We start from the raw sequence: 17,411 nt of genomic DNA, 5'->3' as shown, positions 1-17,411 counted from the left end.
GCATTTTAAGCGACAAATATGAAGTTTTCTACAAATTTTCTTTAAGAGATTGTAGCAACTGTATTATATCTGAACTTAAGAACATCAAAGAAAAAGCGAAATACATCAAAATTCTAATAGAAACACCAAACATAAGAGATTTTAAAACATTTATAGACATTTCACCATATTGACACTTCTCAAGCATTTCAAATAAAAGAAAACATATTGGAAGATGCAGAACAACCGTTTTACTTCGTTACCAATAAAGAAAGTATTCTTAGGGACATATTTTTCCCTATTAAAGAAATGCCCCAATTTACGCTTACATATTTTCAGGTAATGCGAAATAAATATTCCAATAATTGTTCAACCTTTTAAATTAAAGCACCATGAAAAAGAAAATCACCATTTTAGTAGTTATTAATTTTATTGTTGCCATTTCCAGTATTTCATTAAATTCAAAAAGTAAATTACCTCAAATCACCGATCTTAACTTATCAGACATTGAAGCTTTAGCTCAATCTGAAAGTGGAGGTGATAATTGGTGGGTTCAACCGGAAACCCGAAGATGCAAACTGGAATTAGGTGGAGGATGGTTTGAAAGTAGCGTAGAAAGAGTTTGCGTATTTTGCGCAACGCCTAATTCCTGTACAGCAAAATCCTGTGGAGAAGTCTTTTAATTCGCAATTCACATACAGATATGATGAAATACATATTCCACTTTTTCATACTTCTTCTTTATTGTTCTTGCTCTTCCCAAAGCAAGGACAATAAAGATATGTTCTTTCAGAAAGAAAACATATCCACCGAGAAATTGCAAACCGTAGAGGTAAAAGTAGAAGATCGCAATTTCGAAAAATTGGGACAATACATGAAAGCCGGCACATATATACAATTGGCAGCCGACCCCCTGATTGGTATCATTGAAGATGTGCAGATAAAAGAAAACAAGATTTATCTTTTAGACAAAATGAACCGAGTCATCTGCTACGACATGCAAGGTCGTGTTCTTTTCAAGATAGATGCCGTAGGCAACGGTCCGGGAGAATATGCCAACATCAACTCCTTTACCGTCAACGAAAAGGATAGAGAATTAGTGATTTACGATAACCACCGGCTTGCCTTGTTATTCTATAATTCTGACAACGGGAAATACCTCCGGACAAAGAAATTCTCCCAACCGACTCCCTGCGCTATCGCTTCTGCCGATGGAGTCTATTACTACGACAATCCCTACCACAACAACTACCCGAACAACCCGGCACTGCACTACTCGCTATTGATCTCAGCCAACGGAGAAGACATCATGCAACGCTACTTTCCACACCAACCGGCAGAAGCCGATTACCATTTCCGCACCACTCCCCAACCCTTCAGCTACAACGACTCCGTCCTGTATTATTGCAAAAGTTTCGACAATATCGTGTACGAACTGCAACCGAACGGTCTGAAAGCCCTTTATGAAATAAAGACACCCAACCCGCTTCCATTATCCAAGATTGAAGAAAAGGTTGACGAAATGGAAATCGTAAAATCGTCCTACTCACTGGGTATAGAAAATATCTACCAATGCGAAAACCTGCTCTACTTCCAATTCTCCAAAGGAGGCTATCTGCAAGTAGCCCTCTATGATTTGTCCCGAAAAGAGCAGATATACTGCGGAAAGAGATTGGCAGACAAATCAGGGAAAGGAGTTCCCATCCACCGGCTGATTAACGGGGTTTACAAAAACCGCTTTTGGGGATACCTCACTCCGGAAACCATCGAATGGACATTGAAAAACGAATCCAAAGAGTACCCGGAAATATTCCGGCACTACGACCCGGAGACGAGCAATCCGGTCATCGTATTTTATGAGGTGGTAAAATAGCAGGTAGGCAAAACGGCGCAAATAGCAGCAATACAAAAAAAATAAGCAACTATCTTTTTGTATTGCCTGCTATTTGCGCTATCTTTGCCCTCAAAATCAGAGTATTTAAATTGTATATAAGAATATGCTTACCATCAAACAAATTACAGAAGACAGCGAAGCGGTCATCCGCGGACTGGAAAAGAAGCACTTCAAGAATGCGAAAGAGACCATCGCGCAGGTGCTGGAATTCAATGACAAAAGAAAAGCCAATCAGACCATCTTAGATAAAAACCTGGCGGAAGCCAACTCCCTCTCCAAGTCCATCGGACAACTGATGAAGGAGGGCAAGAAAGAGGAAGCGGAAGCCGCCAAAAGCCGCGTTGCCGAACTGAAAGAGGCAAACAAAGAGGTGCAAGCCAACATGGACCAGGCTGCCAACGACCTGCAAGCACTGCTCTACACCATCCCCAACGTGCCCTATGACAGCGTGCCCGAAGGCGTGGGTGCCGACGACAACGTGGTGGAGAAGATGGGCGGCATGGAAACCGAACTGCCCAAAGATGCCCTGCCCCACTGGGAACTGGCCAAAAAGTATGACCTGATAGACTTCGACCTGGGCGTGAAGATTACCGGTGCCGGCTTCCCCGTCTATAAAGGTAAAGGCGCACAGCTGCAACGCGCGCTCATCAACTTCTTCCTGGACGAAGCTCGCAAATCGGGTTACACCGAGATAATGCCGCCTACCGTGGTGAACGCCGCTTCCGGCTACGGCACAGGCCAGCTGCCCGACAAGGAAGGCCAGATGTATCACTGCGAAATGGATGACCTCTACCTGATTCCGACAGCCGAAGTCCCCGTGACGAACATCTACCGCGACGTGATTCTGGACGAGAAGCAGCTCCCCATCAAGAACTGCGCCTACACGCAATGCTTCCGCCGCGAGGCAGGTTCCTATGGCAAGGATGTACGCGGCCTGAACCGTCTGCACGAGTTCTCCAAAGTGGAGCTGGTGCGCATCGACAAGCCGGAGCACAGCAAGCAATCCCATCAGGAGATGCTGGACCACGTGGAAGGTCTGCTTCAGAAACTGGAACTGCCCTACCGCATCCTGCGCCTCTGTGGCGGTGACATGAGTTTCACGGCTGCCCTCTGCTTCGACTTCGAGGTCTATTCCGAAGCACAGAAGCGCTGGCTGGAAGTAAGCTCTGTCTCCAACTTCGACACCTATCAGGCAAACCGCCTGAAATGCCGCTACCGCACGGAGAACAAGAAGACTGAACTTTGCCACACGCTGAACGGCTCCGCACTTGCCCTGCCGCGCATCGTAGCCGCATTGCTGGAAAACAACCAGACTCCGGAAGGCATACGCATACCGAAGGCGCTGGTACCTTATACGGGATTTGAGATGATTGACTAAAGAATCGTCATCTTTTCCTGTACTTTCTTTCAGGCACAGATTACACGGAGAATCATGACTTCTTCTTACACAGAGAAACGTGCATTCCCCATAATCCGTGCCTGAAACATATCCGCCAACACGATTGCCATCGGGAATCCCCGCAAAGCGCTACGTCCAGCCTGCGAAACGGACAGAGTGAACCGGAAATGACACTTTTCCACGACAATTCATTTGAAATTTCCAAATAACCCGTATCTTTGCCAAATCTATCAATCTGACAGCAATTACGTAATTATACCAACAAAAATATAAGATAATGAATAAAATCATTAGCAAAGAACATTTTTCGGAGAAGGTCTTCAAGTTAGTCATTGAAGCACCGCTGATTGCCCGGTCACGCAAGGCAGGACACTTTGTCATCGTGCGTGTGGGCGAAAAGGGCGAACGTATGCCGCTCACCATTGCAGGAGCCGACCCCGTGAAGGGCACCATCACACTGGTTGTCCAGAAGGTAGGACTCTCTTCTACCCGCCTTTGCGAACTGAACGAGGGCGACTGCATCACAGACGTTGTCGGCCCGCTGGGACAGGCCACCCATATCGAGAACTTCGGAACCGTGGTATGCGCCGGAGGTGGTGTGGGCGTAGCACCGATGCTTCCCATTGTGCAGGCGTTGAAAGCTGCCGGCAACCGCGTCATCACCGTACTGGCCGGACGTACCAAAGAGCTTATTATCCTTGAGAAGGAGATGCGCGAGAGTTCCGACGAGGTCATCATCATGACCGATGACGGTTCCTATGGCCGCAAAGGGCTGGTGACAGAAGGCGTGGAAGAGGTCATCAAACGCGAGAAGGTGAACAAGTGTTTCGCCATCGGTCCCGCCATCATGATGAAGTTTGTTTGTTTGCTGACGAAGAAATACGAAATCCCCACAGACGTATCGCTGAACACGATTATGGTGGACGGCACCGGCATGTGTGGCGCCTGCCGCATCACCATCGGCGGAAAGACCAAGTTCGTATGCGTGGACGGTCCCGAGTTCGACGGGCACCAGGTGGACTTCGACGAGATGTTGAAGCGCATGGGTGCCTTCAAGAGCATCGAACGCGAAGAGCTGCACAAGCTGGAAGAGAAACACACCTGCCAAGCCACCCAAGAAGCGGACGAAAAGAGCCGCAACGCCGCCTGGCGCCAAGAGCTGCGCAAGTCCATGAAACCGAAAGAGCGTACCGCCATCCCACGGGTAGTGATGAACGAGTTGGATGCCGAATATCGCTCGCACAGCCGCAAAGAGGAGGTGAACCAAGGCTTGACCGAAGAGCAGGCTTTGACCGAAGCCAAACGTTGCCTGGACTGCGCCAACCCGGGTTGTATGGAAGGCTGCCCTGTAGGCATAGATATCCCCCGCTTCATCAAGAACATCGAGCGCGGCGAATTCCTCGAAGCTGCCAAGACTCTGAAAGAGACCAGCGCCCTGCCCGCCGTGTGCGGCCGTGTCTGTCCGCAGGAGAAGCAGTGCGAATCGAAGTGCATCCACCTGAAGATGAATGAAAAGCCTGTGGCAATCGGCTATTTGGAACGCTTTGCCGCCGACTACGAACGGGAGAGCGGACAAATCTCCACCCCTGAAATCAAGGAGAAGAACGGCATCAAGATTGCCGTCATCGGTTCGGGTCCTGCCGGACTCTCCTTTGCCGGCGATATGGCGAAGTATGGCTACGATGTCACCGTGTTCGAGGCACTGCACGAAATCGGCGGTGTATTGAAATATGGTATCCCCGAATTCCGTCTGCCCAACAAGATTGTGGACGTGGAAATCGACAATCTCGCCAAGATGGGCGTGAAGTTCCTGAAAGACTGCATCGTGGGCAAGACCATCAGCGTGGAACAACTGGAAGAAGAGGGCTTCAAAGGCATCTTCGTAGCCTCCGGTGCCGGACTGCCCAATTTCATGAACATCCCCGGCGAGAACTCCATTAACATCCTTTCGTCCAACGAATACCTGACGCGCGTCAACCTGATGGATGCCGCCAGCGAAGATTCCGACACGCCGGTTCCCTTTGGCAAGTGTGTAGCCGTCATCGGTGGCGGCAACACGGCGATGGACTCCGTACGCACCGCACGCCGCCTCGGCGCGGAGCGTGCCATGATAATCTACCGCCGTTCGGAAGAAGAAATGCCTGCACGTCTGGAAGAGGTGAAGCACGCTAAGGAAGAGGGAGTAGAGTTCCTGACCCTCCACAATCCCATTGAATACATTGCCGATGAACAAGGAAAGGTGAAACAAGTGGTGCTTCAAAAGATGGAGCTGGGCGAACCGGATGCCAGCGGACGCCGCAGCCCTGTGCCCATCCCCGGTGCCACGGAGACCATCGACATCGACCTGGCCATCGTCAGTGTAGGTGTATCGCCCAACCCGATTGTGCCCAGCTCCATCAAGGGTCTGGAATTGGGACGGAAAGGCACAATTGCCGTCAACGAAAACATGCAGTCATCCATCCCGACCATCTTTGCCGGAGGCGACATTGTCCGCGGCGGAGCTACCGTCATCCTCGCCATGGGCGACGGACGGAAAGCGGCGGCAGCGATGAATGAGCAGCTGAAAAAATAAGATACTTTTAAAAGAGTTATCGAGAATTAGAAGGAATAAAAAAGGAGTTAAAAGCCAATCCTCTACTTGCATAAGCAGAACCATTGGCTTTTAACTCCTAAGTCCGAAAGACGACAATTCCTTTTAACTCCCGATAACTCCTTATAAAACGACCTTGTTCGTCATCGGGTCAGGGAAAATCACCGTCGGCTTGAAGGACTTTGCCTCTTCAAAGTCCATCAGGGCATACGACATGATGATGACGATGTCATCGGGCTGCACCTTACGGGCGGCTGCGCCGTTCAGGCAAATCTTGCCCGAACCCCGTTCACCCTTGATAATGTAAGTTTCAAAACGTTCGCCGTTATTGTTGTCAACAATATACACTTTCTCACCCGCAATCATGTTGGCGGCATCCATCAAATCCTCGTCTATCGTGATGCTACCCATGTAGTTCAGGTTCGCTTCTGTCACGCGGGCGCAATGTATTTTTGACTTCAATACTTCAATCATCATAAGATGGGTCCTCTCTCTTTAGTTTATTACTCCTTGTACTTGATGTTGTCAATCAGACGAACCTCTCCACAGAACACGGTGATGCACCCTACCGCGTATGAGGTATCCTCCCAATCGGCAATCTTCTGCAACGTGTTGCCGTCCACCAGTTCAAAGTATTCCAGGCGCAAGCCAGGGGCTGCCGCGATGGCATCTTCTACAAACTTCTGTGTCTCAGCTACCGTATGCGAAGCTGCAAAGGTACGACTTTCAAACAATGTCTGCGAAATTTTTAAGGCATTTTTATGCTCTTCAGCAGACAAGCGGGCGTTGCGGCTGCTCAGCGCCAGTCCGTCTTCCTCACGGACAATGGGACATCCCACAATCTCCAGCGGATAGTTCATCTGCCGAACCATCTCGCGGATGATGGCAAGCTGCTGGAAATCCTTCTCGCCAAAGTAAGCGCGGTCCGGCTTCACGACATCGAACAGCTTGCTCACAATCTGGCAGACACCATTGAAATGTCCCGGACGGAAGGCGCCTTCCATCACCGTATCCAGTGGCGCATAACTGAATTGGCGGGCATCCGGCTCCGGATACATCTCCTCCACGGAAGGGGCAAACGCAAATGCAGCACCGCAATCCTCCAGCAAACGGCAGTCGGCTTCCAACGTACGGGGATATTTCATTAAATCATTCTTATCGTTAAACTGAGTGGGATTCACAAAAACGCTCACTACGGCAACATCATTTTCCGTCACGCAACGTTTCACCAATGAAGCATGGCCGGCATGTAAAGCACCCATTGTAGGCACCAGGCCTATCCTTTTTCCTTGGGCTCTCAAAGCCGAAAGTGCGGCTTGCAAGTCCTTAATAGTATGTACTATTTCCATTTCAACTGGTTAAATAATTTAAGTTTCGCATATCTCTGATATGCTGTCGGTAAACAAGTCAACAAGACTACGAGGAGAAGCGATTAAACTTTCCGCCTACATGTTGTTTGCAAAACAAGCAGACAGAAGCTCTTTGTACACTTGTTTACTTGTTCACTGAAAGCAAGTTCTTGAACTTGCGAAACTTGAGTTTAATAAAACTTTCAAACTTTCGCAAAAACGGTGCAAAATAAACCATTATTTGGCAGATTATGAAAAAATATCGCAAATTAATGCATAAGTCCAACAGCATTCTGCCGCCTTCCGCATCTTTTTTCACACTGACACACAAGCAGTTAACAATTCATAAGGATTTATAAACCGAACTCGCTTGCCTTTTTGACCGTTTTTTTTTATATCTTTGCAAAATAATTGAGAACATTGTTATTATGACAAAGGTGAACAAGGTTTTATTTATAACACAAGAAATTACCCCCTACGTCTCTGAATCCGAGATGTCCCTTGCCGGCAGAAACCTGCCGCAGGCTATCCAAGAAAAAGGTAGAGAAATCAGAACATTTATGCCCAAATGGGGAAATATCAACGAACGCAGAAACCAACTGCACGAAGTGATACGCCTCTCCGGCATGAATCTCATCATTGACGATACAGACCACCCGCTTATCATCAAGGTTGCTTCCATCCAATCCGCACGGATGCAGGTGTATTTCATCGACAACGATGACTACTTCCAGAACCGCCTGCAAGTAACAGACGAAAAGGGTGAAGAGTATGAAGACAACGATGCCCGCACCATCTTCTATGCACGTGGCGTACTGGAGACCGTGAAAAAACTACGTTGGTGTCCGGACATCATCCATTGCCACGGATGGATGACCGCCTTAGTGCCTTTGTACATCAAAAAGGTTTATAAAGAAGAACCTTCTTTCAGAAATTCTAAAGTCGTGTTCTCTCTCTACGAAGATGAATTCAAACAGCCCTTCCATTCCGATTATCCTTCCAAACTGATGCTGAAAGGCATCGCCAAGAAAGACGTTGCCGGACTGAAAGAGCCCATTACCTACGCCACACTCTGCAAACTGGCAACAGACTTCTCTGACGGTATTATTCAGCAAAGCAGTCATGTCAATGAGGAGGTGATGAAATATGCACGCGAATCCGGGAAACTGATATTGGACTATCAGGATCCTGAAAACTTCGTCGAAGCCTGCAACAATTTCTACGACCAGGTTTGGGAAGCCGAACAGAAATAAATTATAGACTATTAGAACAATGAAAGCAAGACATATAGGAATCATGCTGATGGCAATCCTGACCCTCTTTGGATGTGATGACACCACCAATACATTGGGTCTCGGAATGCTGCCCGACTCAGACGGAATGTCGGCGCATACCGCAACTTTCGACGTGACAACACGCTCCATAGCCGTTGACTCCGTATTCGCCAAAACAAGCATCGGCTATGTAGGCAAATTCTCAGACCCGGAATTCGGTTACTATGAGACCAGCTTCCTCACCGAACTGAATTGTGTCGATAATTTTGCTTTTCCTGAAGTATATACCCCGACCGAATGGGATAAAGACGGAAATCCGACCAAAGCGACAGGCACAATGGCAGGCGACTCCATTGTTTCCGTTCAGTTGATAGTTTACTACGAAAACTGGTTTGGCGATTCCTTGAACGCCTGCCGGATGAGCGTATATGAATTGGACAAGAAACTTGATAAGAACCGCTACACCAACATCAATCCGGAAGAGTTTTACAACAAATATGACGATAAGCTATTATTAGGCCGTAAAGCCTATTCCGCTTACGACACCACAGTTCCCGATTCCGTAAGAAATGAAACCAACTCCAGTGGCAACAAGACTTATAGCCCGAATGTAACCTTCCTATTGGATAAGAAAGAATTCGGAGAAGAAAGACTGCTGAAGGTCTATCGCCAGCACCCGGAATACTTCAAGAATGCTGCTTCCTTCATTGACAAGGTATTCAAAGGAGTGTACGTCAAGAGCGATTATGGCGATGGAACGATTCTATATGTTGATCAAGTAGGCTTGTTGGTACAACTCCGTTTCCACTATGTGGATGAGGAAACCGGTGTGGCTCTGAAGAAAAAAGACGGAACAGACTCCTTATACTATTCCTACTACAACAGCGAGAAGAATATTCCGCTGATGTTTGCCTCTACTAAAGAGGTTATTCAAGCCAACCAATTCTTGAACAGCCAATTAATCAAAGAAAAGGTAAACGAATCAGAGCATACTTACATCAAGTCCCCTGCCGGAATCTTTACGGAGGCCACCATACCATACGATGAGATATACAACCAACTCTCTCAAGATACACTCAATGCCGTGAAACTGACTTTCACCAATTACAACATAACCAGTAATTACGAGTACAGCATGAGTGCCCCCACCAACGTATTGCTCCTCCGTAAAAAGGAGTTGAAAAGCTTCTTTGAAGGAAATAAAGTCAGTGATAATATCACCTCATTTACAACAACCCATAACGCTTTTGCGACCAACCAATACACATTCAGCAACATAGCCCGGTTGGTTACGACCTGCATCAACGAAAAGCAAACCGCCAAGCAGACTGCCAAAGAGGAGGCCGGCGATTCATGGAACGAAACCCAATGGGAAGAGAAGTGGGAAAAGGCCAACGAAGATTGGGACAAAGTATTGCTGATTCCGGTTTCAATCACCTACGACAGCAATACGAGCAGCAGCAGCTCAACCATGACAGGCATCCAAAACGACCTCAAACCGGGATATGCCAAACTGAGAGGAGGCTCGGAATCTCCATTGAAGATAGAGGTAACATACACAAGTTTCGGCAAGTAACGAACAGACTGATATCAAAAAAGGGTTGTGCATGGCACAACCCTTTTTTTGATGAATACGGTTCAACCTCTGTCTTTTTCATTGAAACCTGAAGATTATTCGATTGCTCATCTTACCAGATTCTATTTTAATTAAGGAATTCACTATTTTTACCTATATGAATCCACGACACTAAAAACGCATAAACTAAAGAGACTGCTCCGGTATTCATCAATGGATTTTCCATTCCGGAACAGTCTCTTCTTCAGTCAATGATAAGGACTTACAAATTTTATGTTTATTTCTCCTTCACTGTTTTCTTTCTGCCAGCAGTTTTCTTTGCAGCTGTTGCTTTGGTTGCTTTTTCAGCAGTGGCTTTTGTCTCTTTCTTGTCAGCAGCTTTTCCCTGTTTAGCCTGTGCCTTTTCCATTTTGGCTGTCACCGCAGCCAATTCCTTATGTAACTCTTCTATCTCGGTACCTTGGTTTTTGATAGTAGTCAACAGAGCACTCAACTCTTCATTATCAATATCTACCGGATAGAGAGAATCCACACGTTTGATGAAATCACCCAAGATATTCATATAGTTGGTGAAAGCATCATAAGGAGACTCGTAGATGCCACGGTTCAATCCTACGCCACTATGCTTGGTAGTCATAAAGCGGAAATTATTACTTGCCTGCAAGTAGTCCCAATCTTGCTTGATGCGACGGTCATCGCAAATATGAACACGTTCGGCAATGCTGTACAATTTTTCAAACGCCTCACGCTGCATCACGTTACCCAACCAACAGCTGGTATCTCTTTCTTCGTCCACCCAAGACATCGGATAAGGAACATCCAATTGAGAAACAGATTTCAGTTTAGTTACGATTTCTGTCGGCGTAGAGAAAGTGATGCCCTTCTCCTTAGCGCAATACGGCAACGCTTTCAGGAATTCCAGGATATTGGAAGAAAGCGGTTGAGACATACCGATGGAGCACAACTCCATAAAGATGTTGATAACCTGTTCCTCTTGAGGCAGCGCATCAATCCAACCGATGTATTTGTCGGCAAACAGCGGATACTCGTTCCATTCAGAATTCGAAAAACGCAGGCTGATATCATCGGACAACTTGAAATCACGCAACAATAACTTCAAGTTCGGGTTCATAGCACAATGATACACATAGTGCGGGCTCTTCCAACCCAATACATGCTTGGCACCTTCAGTCAGCACACCTTTGAAGCCCATGGAAGCAACCATCGCTCCAATCTCGTCATTGTAAATCAAACTGGAGTTACGGAACACCTTCGGCTCTTTACCAAACATTTGCTTCATCTTAGTGCTCTGACGCATGACTTCTTCCTTGAAACATTCTTCGTTGGCAAGAGCAGAAAGTCCATGAGAATAAGGCTCGGCAAGAAATTCACAACAGCCCGTATCATTCAACTGATGTAACAAATCGATAACGCCTGGTGCATAAATTTCCAACTGCTCCAAAGCCACACCCGAAATGGAAAAAGCCACTTTGAAAGCGCCGTTTGAATTCTTTATCATTTCAAGCAACGTGTTCAATGTCGGGATATAGGAACGTTCAGCAGCCTCATTGATGCTGAATTCGTTGGCATAATCATCATAATAATAATGATCATTGCCAATATCAAAGAAACGATAACGTTTCAGATGGATGATTTGATGTATTTCAAAATAAAGACAGATAGTTCTCATTTCTATTATTGTTTTTGTTATTTACCATAGTTTCTTAATACTTCCTCGTAGAGGGCACGGATTCTCAAGCCTACTTTTTCCCAAGTTATGCCATCCACCTCCTTTTTGCCTTCTTCCTGCAAATATCGGAAGAGAGCCGGATTCGTACAGATGGAATAAATGGCATCGGCCATTGCGTGGATATCCCAATAATCAGTCTTGATTACCTTTTCAAGGATTTCACCACATCCCGATTGTTTGGAGATGATGGAAGGAGTTCCACACTGCATCGCTTCCAACGGAGCAATACCGAAAGGCTCGGAAACGGAAGGCATCACGAACACATCACTATTCTTATAAACCTCGTACACCTGCTTACCTTTCATAAATCCGGGGAAATGGAAGCGGTCTGCAATACCGCGTTCGGCAGCCAAATTAATCATAGCGTTCATCATATCGCCCGAACCAGCCATCACAAAGCGGATGTTGCGGGTACGTTTCAAGACAAGCGCTGCAGCTTCCACGAAGTATTCGGGACCTTTCTGCATGGTAATACGTCCCAAGAACGTAACCACTTTCTCCTTGGAATGGTCGGGACGAGGAATATCCTGATATTCTTGTGAAAGCGGATAAACGGCATTGTGCATGGCAAATACCTTCTTCGGATTCTGATGATACTGTTCGATAACAGTGCGACGGGTCAGCTCTGATACACACATGATGCAATCGGCATAATCCATACCATTCTTTTCCATTGAATAAACCGTAGGATTCACCTTGCCACGCGAACGGTCAAAATCCGTAGCATGTACGTGGATGCAAAGCGGTTTTCCGCTCACCATCTTCGCATGTACGCCTGCAGGATAGGTCAACCAGTCATGCGCATGGATAATATCAAACTCCTGCTGACGTGCCACCACTCCGGCAATGACAGAAAAATTGTTTATTTCCTCATGCAGATTTCCAGGATAACCGCCAGCAAAATCCATACAGCCAATGTCATTGACATGCATATAAGAGAAGTCGGAATAAATATGATCGCGGAAAGCATAGTAATCTTCCGGAGTCGTATGCCCATTCAGGCGTGACTTCAAATAATCATAATCAACATCGCGCCACACAATGGGCACTTGATTCATACCTACTATCTTCAAGAAGTTCTCCTCGTCACCGGTAGGTCTCGGCATGCAAAAAGTTGTTTCAACATCCCCCTGCAAACTCAATCCCTTAGTTATTCCGTAAGAAGCAACTGCAAGACCACCATATATTTTGGGAGGAAATTCCCATCCAAACATTAAAACTTTCATCTTCGTTCCTCCTTATTATAAATTATACTTAGACAATAACTTCAAGATACGTAGAATTTCTGCCGTATTCATGGCAAATGACACCGCACCTCTTCCAATAAACGGAGGATTACCATCGAAGAGTTCGGGCACTGCACCAATACAATGGGAAGTCATCTCATCTTCCATTCCAATCAAATACCTTTCAACGAACGATACACCGCTCAGCTTATAGATACGCAAGTACGCCTCCATATAGAAGCCCATCAGCCACGGCCATGCCGTACCTTGGTGGTAAGCATAGTCCCTCTGTATCTGAGGACCGACGTAGTTCGGATTATATCCGCCACTTTTAGGACTCAATGTACGCAGTCCCTTCGGAGTCAGCAGCTCTTTCGTCACAATATCGAGCACTTGCTTCTTCTGTACTCTATCCAAAGGAGAGTAATCAAATGCCACGGCGAATATCATATTCGGACGAACACTCCAGTCCATCATGTAGCCATCGACGTAGTCAAACAGATAACCATATTCATTTCGGAACACTTCCACAAAGGACTTTCCGGTCACTTCTGCCCGTGCATCCAAATCATCGGCAAGTGCCACATTTCCTCCTTCACGCACCATATCGGCCACAAAGCGAAGAGCATTGTACCACAAAGCATTCACCTCCACAATATATCCGGTACGAGGAGTAACGGGACGACCATAAGCCGTGGAGTTCATCCAAGTCACAGCCTTGTCCCTACCATTCGCATAGAGCAATCCGTTATCATGCAGGAAAAGGTTGTCATGCCCGCGTCCAATGATAAAGGACATAATGTCTTCCAACAGCTTTCCATACTTCTCACGGCAATGTTCACGCGATGTTTCCTTGGCATATTGCTGCAACGTCCAAACAGCCCACAGCAATACGTCGGGATGTTCCATTTCATAAATCTTATACGTAATAGTTTCCCCGTTGATGAACTGGCGGATGGCTTTTTCTGCGGTTTTCATCACATCTTCAAACTCATCCTGCTCATCAACAGCCAGCGTCAATCCGGGCAAAGAGACAAATAAGTCACGGGCACGGCATTTGAACCAGGGATAACCGGCAAGCACGTAATGCTCGTCCTCCTGCTTGTTGTGGAACTGGTGCGCAGAATTCTTCATACAATGGTAGAAGCTGTCGCGCGGAGTACGGTCGGCGACTTCCGCCTCGAAAGTCTGTTTCAATTTACGGGTAGAAACTTCGGAGATACCGGCAGAGAAGACAACGCTTTCACCTTTCTTGATGTCCACTTCAAAATATCCGGGAACATACAAGTCTTCATTGAAATCGTAACCGCGTTCTTGCTCCTTAGGATATTCTATTCCGCGGTACCAATCAGGCTGAAAATGAAATTCGTTCTTCTTATTGAGCTGCATGAAAAGTTCCGGATATCCGGGATACATACAAGTCTTAATACCATTCTCCACAAGTTGGTAGTCACGGCTTGCCTGCGCATTTTCGTGTGTATATTCACGCACGCTACGGAACGCCAGGAAAGGACGGAAACGGAGTGTCGTTGCAGAATGGGCATCAACCAAGGTATAACGAATCAGAATTCGGTTTTCATGATGCACGAAAATTTTTTCCTTACGAAGAATTACTCCTCCCACACGATAGGTAGTAGCAGGGATATGCTCACAATCAAACTCACGGATATACTTATGTCCGTTAGGACTATAATGGTTCCCTTGATATTTGTGCAACCCCAGATTAAACTCCGCACCGTGCTGAATTACTGTTTCATCCAAAGAAGAGAGCAGCACATGATTCTCATCGTCCAAGTTGGGGACAGGAATCACCAACAGACCGTGATATTTGCGTGTGTTACAATCTACAATTGTTGTACAATGATAGGCCCCCGATTTGTTCGTCCGAAGTATCTCCCTTGGCAAAGATTCTTGCAGATTAATCATCAGGGTCTTGTCAAATCGTAAATAACTCATAGTTATGCATTATTTAAAGGTTAATTATTTCGGTGTTATACACTACAAACGATGTAGTAATGCCCAAAAATACGAATTAAAGTTCATAGACAAAATAAAAAGTTCACTTTTTTTCGATTTTATTCAAATATTCCGTAGTATTGCGCCCAAATAAAAATAAATGTGCGAAAGATGAAACATGATATACACAGAATGGTACTCGCCACGGTCATCCCTTTGTTCCTGTTGTTCACCCTATACACTATGAAATTCCTGGAAACAGGGATGGACTGGAATTTCTCCCATCTGGGCGTGTACCCAATGGAGAAGCGGGGCGTGTTCGGCATCTTTGCGCATCCATTGGTGCACAGCAGTTACAAGCACCTGTTCGCCAACACCATTCCGTTGTTTTTTCTGACGTGGTGCCTATTCTATTTCTACCGCCACATCGCCTCTTATATATTCTTCGCTCTTTGGATAGGTTGCGGAGCGCTCACCTTCTTGATAGGAAAGCCGGGGTGGCACATCGGAGCAAGCGGTCTCATCTACGGACTGGCCTTCTTTCTGTTTTTCAGCGGCATACTGCGCAAGCACGTGCCACTCACCGCCATTTCCCTCCTCATTACGTTCTTATATGGAGGATTGGTATGGAATATGTTTCCTCAATTCGCCAAAGCCACCACTTCCTGGGAAGGACATCTCAGCGGAGCCATAGCAGGTACACTATGCGCCGTATGCTTTATGAACTACGGGCCACAACGTCCCGACCCGTTTGCCGAAGAAGAAGAGAATGAAGAACCTACAGAAATGAAAAATGAAGAATCTCAAGAAATGAAAGAAAAAACGCTATAGGGAAAGAGGAAAGAGAAACGACTTGCAATCTTTCCAAAACTTGAAGAAATAATAAAAAAAGCCAAAAGAGAGACAAAGAGTTCATAAAGCACCTTGAGAATGGCTATTTTTGTTTCAAAACAGAAGAATCAAGTCGTTATGAATACCATGTTTGATACCCTGCTGCAATTGCCACTCTTCCAAGGACTCGCACAAGAAGACTTTACCAACATTTTGGAGAAGGTCAAACTAAGTTTTACCAAACATAAAGTCGGCGAAACCATTGTGAAAGCTGGTGCCCCCTGCAATCAACTGCTATTCATATTGAAAGGCGAAGTCTCTTCAACCACCTTTTCAGCGGATACCTTATTCAGCATCACGGAATACCTTCAAGCCCCTTGCGTCATAGAACCGCAATCCATGTTCGGCATGAGCACCTCTTACGTCTCCACTTACACCGCCCAAACAGAGACCCACACCGTGAGTGTAAGCAAGGCTTTTGTCATGAATGAGCTGTTCCGATATGACATCTTCCGCCTGAATTATATGAATATCATCTGTAACCGCTCACAAAGTCTGAACAAACGCTTATGGACCAAAAGTTGCGACAACCTTGAGCAGCGCATCGCCCGCTTCATCTTGATGCATACCGAACGCCCCATCGGCAAAAAGAGTGTAAAAATAAAAATGGAAGAACTGGCAAAGGCCATCAACGACACTCGCATAAGTGTATCAAGAGCTTTGAACAGCATGCAGGAGAAAGAATTGCTGGAGCTACATCGAGGCGAAATAGTCATTCCTGAAGCGAAAAAGCTGTTGTCTTTTTAGACACAAATAACGCAGATAAGACAGATTTCATTTTTATGACTACCAAAGAAATCTGTATCATCTGCGTCATCTAAAAAAACAGTATTTTCACCAACCAATTATTCCCACTCGATTATTTATGTTAAAATGTTACTTGATATTATAACTTTATTATCAATACTTTAACTCTTTATTTTGCTCTTTAAAGAGCGAACTGGTGTCAAAAACTGGTGTCATTTAATAGATTTTAAGAAGCATATTGTCTTTTCTGTCTAGTCCCCATTGTACTTGCCAAACTTCACCTGTAATAGTATCTAATAATAAAAATGTCCAGATGTTTTCTGTCTTTTGTAATTCAAATCGACCTATTGCTGATTGGTCTCTGAAAGGTCCAGCAAGCATTTCTCTACTAACATAAGTTTCAAATCTCTTATTATAAGATGTGTGCCATTGTACTTTCCATATTTGTCCAGTCTTTGTATCCAATTTTAAGAAGTTATAAGTATTATGAGTTGAATATAACTTATATCTTCCTATAAGTTCATTATAGTTAATTTCGATTTGCTCAATTTCATCATCAATGTTATCTATTATAGTATCAGTATGAACAATTGAAATACTATCATTTGTTATTTGACCAAATGAGAAGACTGAACTATAAATAAAGAGACAAAATAAAATTAAAGTTTTCATATCATATTCTTTTATAGGTTACAAAACTAAGAAATAATTGTGAGTTTATCAATTATTGTATTATGAAAGATTATTTTGAATACAAAAATGGCTGGCGCTGGGATATGA

At 45.4% G+C, this 17,411-nt stretch carries 14 protein-coding genes; 8 read left to right on the top strand and 6 right to left on the bottom strand.

The window, feature by feature from the left end:
* Positions 1-371: 371 nt before the first annotated feature.
* The 4 genes from K2G43_RS01205 to K2G43_RS01190 all read left to right on the top strand — a co-directional run bounded on the left by K2G43_RS01205 (position 372) and on the right by K2G43_RS01190 (position 5,844).
* Positions 372-662: an NVEALA domain-containing protein gene (locus K2G43_RS01205; RefSeq protein ID WP_300152754.1), complete on the top strand. Its 291-nt coding sequence runs from the start codon at positions 372-374 to the stop codon at positions 660-662.
* Positions 663-760: 98 nt separating this feature from the next.
* Complete coding sequence (locus K2G43_RS01200) at positions 761-1,852, top strand: 6-bladed beta-propeller (RefSeq protein ID WP_300152753.1); 1,092 nt, start codon at positions 761-763, stop codon at positions 1,850-1,852.
* Positions 1,853-1,976: 124 nt separating this feature from the next.
* Positions 1,977-3,251, top strand: coding sequence for a serine--tRNA ligase (gene serS / locus K2G43_RS01195; protein ID WP_297643942.1), 1,275 nt, complete (start codon positions 1,977-1,979; stop codon positions 3,249-3,251).
* A gap of 298 nt (positions 3,252-3,549) precedes the next feature.
* Complete coding sequence (locus K2G43_RS01190) at positions 3,550-5,844, top strand: bifunctional dihydroorotate dehydrogenase B NAD binding subunit/NADPH-dependent glutamate synthase (protein ID WP_297643946.1); 2,295 nt, start codon at positions 3,550-3,552, stop codon at positions 5,842-5,844.
* Positions 5,845-5,985: 141 nt separating this feature from the next.
* On the opposite strand, the gene panD is transcribed toward K2G43_RS01190, so the two are convergent.
* Entirely contained in the window at positions 5,986-6,339 is a 354-nt protein-coding gene (gene panD / locus K2G43_RS01185; protein ID WP_297643947.1) for an aspartate 1-decarboxylase, read from the bottom strand.
* Between the two features lie 26 nt (positions 6,340-6,365).
* The gene (gene panC / locus K2G43_RS01180; protein ID WP_300152752.1) at positions 6,366-7,211 is read right to left on the bottom strand and encodes a pantoate--beta-alanine ligase; all 846 of its coding nucleotides are present in this window, start codon (positions 7,209-7,211) and stop codon (positions 6,366-6,368) included.
* A gap of 428 nt (positions 7,212-7,639) precedes the next feature.
* Here panC and K2G43_RS01175 point away from each other — a divergent pair, with 428 nt between their 5' ends.
* A complete protein-coding gene (locus K2G43_RS01175) occupies positions 7,640-8,464 on the top strand; it encodes a glycogen/starch synthase (RefSeq protein WP_297643950.1) in 825 nt (274 codons plus the stop codon).
* A gap of 19 nt (positions 8,465-8,483) precedes the next feature.
* Positions 8,484-10,061, top strand: coding sequence for a DUF4270 domain-containing protein (locus K2G43_RS01170; protein ID WP_300152751.1), 1,578 nt, complete (start codon positions 8,484-8,486; stop codon positions 10,059-10,061).
* Positions 10,062-10,338: 277 nt separating this feature from the next.
* Here K2G43_RS01170 and K2G43_RS01165 read toward each other — a convergent pair whose 3' ends face one another.
* Genes K2G43_RS01165 through K2G43_RS01155 form a run of 3 tightly spaced genes read right to left on the bottom strand, consistent with a single transcriptional unit; the run spans position 10,339 to position 14,993 of the window.
* The gene (locus tag K2G43_RS01165) at positions 10,339-11,751 is read right to left on the bottom strand and encodes a glycoside hydrolase family 57 protein (RefSeq protein WP_300152750.1); all 1,413 of its coding nucleotides are present in this window, start codon (positions 11,749-11,751) and stop codon (positions 10,339-10,341) included.
* Between the two features lie 17 nt (positions 11,752-11,768).
* Entirely contained in the window at positions 11,769-13,037 is a 1,269-nt protein-coding gene (locus K2G43_RS01160) for a glycosyltransferase family 4 protein (protein WP_300152749.1), read from the bottom strand.
* 15 nt (positions 13,038-13,052) lie between these two features.
* Complete coding sequence (locus tag K2G43_RS01155; protein ID WP_300152748.1) at positions 13,053-14,993, bottom strand: glycogen debranching enzyme N-terminal domain-containing protein; 1,941 nt, start codon at positions 14,991-14,993, stop codon at positions 13,053-13,055.
* Positions 14,994-15,164: 171 nt separating this feature from the next.
* Between K2G43_RS01155 and K2G43_RS01150 the strand changes: the two genes are divergently transcribed.
* Positions 15,165-15,824 carry a rhomboid family intramembrane serine protease gene (locus K2G43_RS01150; protein ID WP_297644034.1) on the top strand — a complete coding sequence of 220 codons (660 nt, stop codon included), beginning with the start codon at positions 15,165-15,167 and terminating at the stop codon, positions 15,822-15,824.
* Positions 15,825-15,962: 138 nt separating this feature from the next.
* Entirely contained in the window at positions 15,963-16,631 is a 669-nt protein-coding gene (locus K2G43_RS01145; protein WP_297644035.1) for a Crp/Fnr family transcriptional regulator, read from the top strand.
* Between the two features lie 216 nt (positions 16,632-16,847).
* On the opposite strand, the gene K2G43_RS01140 is transcribed toward K2G43_RS01145, so the two are convergent.
* Entirely contained in the window at positions 16,848-17,303 is a 456-nt protein-coding gene (locus K2G43_RS01140; RefSeq protein ID WP_300152747.1) for a hypothetical protein, read from the bottom strand.
* Positions 17,304-17,411 lie beyond the last annotated feature (108 nt).

The organism is Bacteroides sp. (assembly GCF_029057325.1).
Classification (GTDB): domain Bacteria; phylum Bacteroidota; class Bacteroidia; order Bacteroidales; family Bacteroidaceae; genus Bacteroides.
The sequence above is the reverse complement of the archived record's forward strand: the minus strand, read 5'-3'. Positions and strand labels throughout refer to the sequence as shown.

What these genes read in the sequence shown, in the direction of transcription:
- K2G43_RS01170 (WP_300152751.1), top strand. Translation starts at nt 8,484, where the DNA reads ATGAAAGCAAGACATATAGGAATCATGCTGATGGCAATCCTGACCCTC.
- K2G43_RS01140 (WP_300152747.1), bottom strand. Translation starts at nt 17,303, where the DNA reads ATGAAAACTTTAATTTTATTTTGTCTCTTTATTTATAGTTCAGTCTTC.
- K2G43_RS01190 (WP_297643946.1), top strand. Translation starts at nt 3,550, where the DNA reads ATGAATAAAATCATTAGCAAAGAACATTTTTCGGAGAAGGTCTTCAAG.
- K2G43_RS01175 (WP_297643950.1), top strand. Translation starts at nt 7,640, where the DNA reads ATGACAAAGGTGAACAAGGTTTTATTTATAACACAAGAAATTACCCCC.
- serS (WP_297643942.1), top strand. Translation starts at nt 1,977, where the DNA reads ATGCTTACCATCAAACAAATTACAGAAGACAGCGAAGCGGTCATCCGC.
- panD (WP_297643947.1), bottom strand. Translation starts at nt 6,339, where the DNA reads ATGATGATTGAAGTATTGAAGTCAAAAATACATTGCGCCCGCGTGACA.
- K2G43_RS01150 (WP_297644034.1), top strand. Translation starts at nt 15,165, where the DNA reads ATGAAACATGATATACACAGAATGGTACTCGCCACGGTCATCCCTTTG.
- panC (WP_300152752.1), bottom strand. Translation starts at nt 7,211, where the DNA reads ATGGAAATAGTACATACTATTAAGGACTTGCAAGCCGCACTTTCGGCT.
- K2G43_RS01145 (WP_297644035.1), top strand. Translation starts at nt 15,963, where the DNA reads ATGAATACCATGTTTGATACCCTGCTGCAATTGCCACTCTTCCAAGGA.
- K2G43_RS01200 (WP_300152753.1), top strand. Translation starts at nt 761, where the DNA reads ATGTTCTTTCAGAAAGAAAACATATCCACCGAGAAATTGCAAACCGTA.
- K2G43_RS01165 (WP_300152750.1), bottom strand. Translation starts at nt 11,751, where the DNA reads ATGAGAACTATCTGTCTTTATTTTGAAATACATCAAATCATCCATCTG.
- K2G43_RS01205 (WP_300152754.1), top strand. Translation starts at nt 372, where the DNA reads ATGAAAAAGAAAATCACCATTTTAGTAGTTATTAATTTTATTGTTGCC.
- K2G43_RS01155 (WP_300152748.1), bottom strand. Translation starts at nt 14,993, where the DNA reads ATGAGTTATTTACGATTTGACAAGACCCTGATGATTAATCTGCAAGAA.
- K2G43_RS01160 (WP_300152749.1), bottom strand. Translation starts at nt 13,037, where the DNA reads ATGAAAGTTTTAATGTTTGGATGGGAATTTCCTCCCAAAATATATGGT.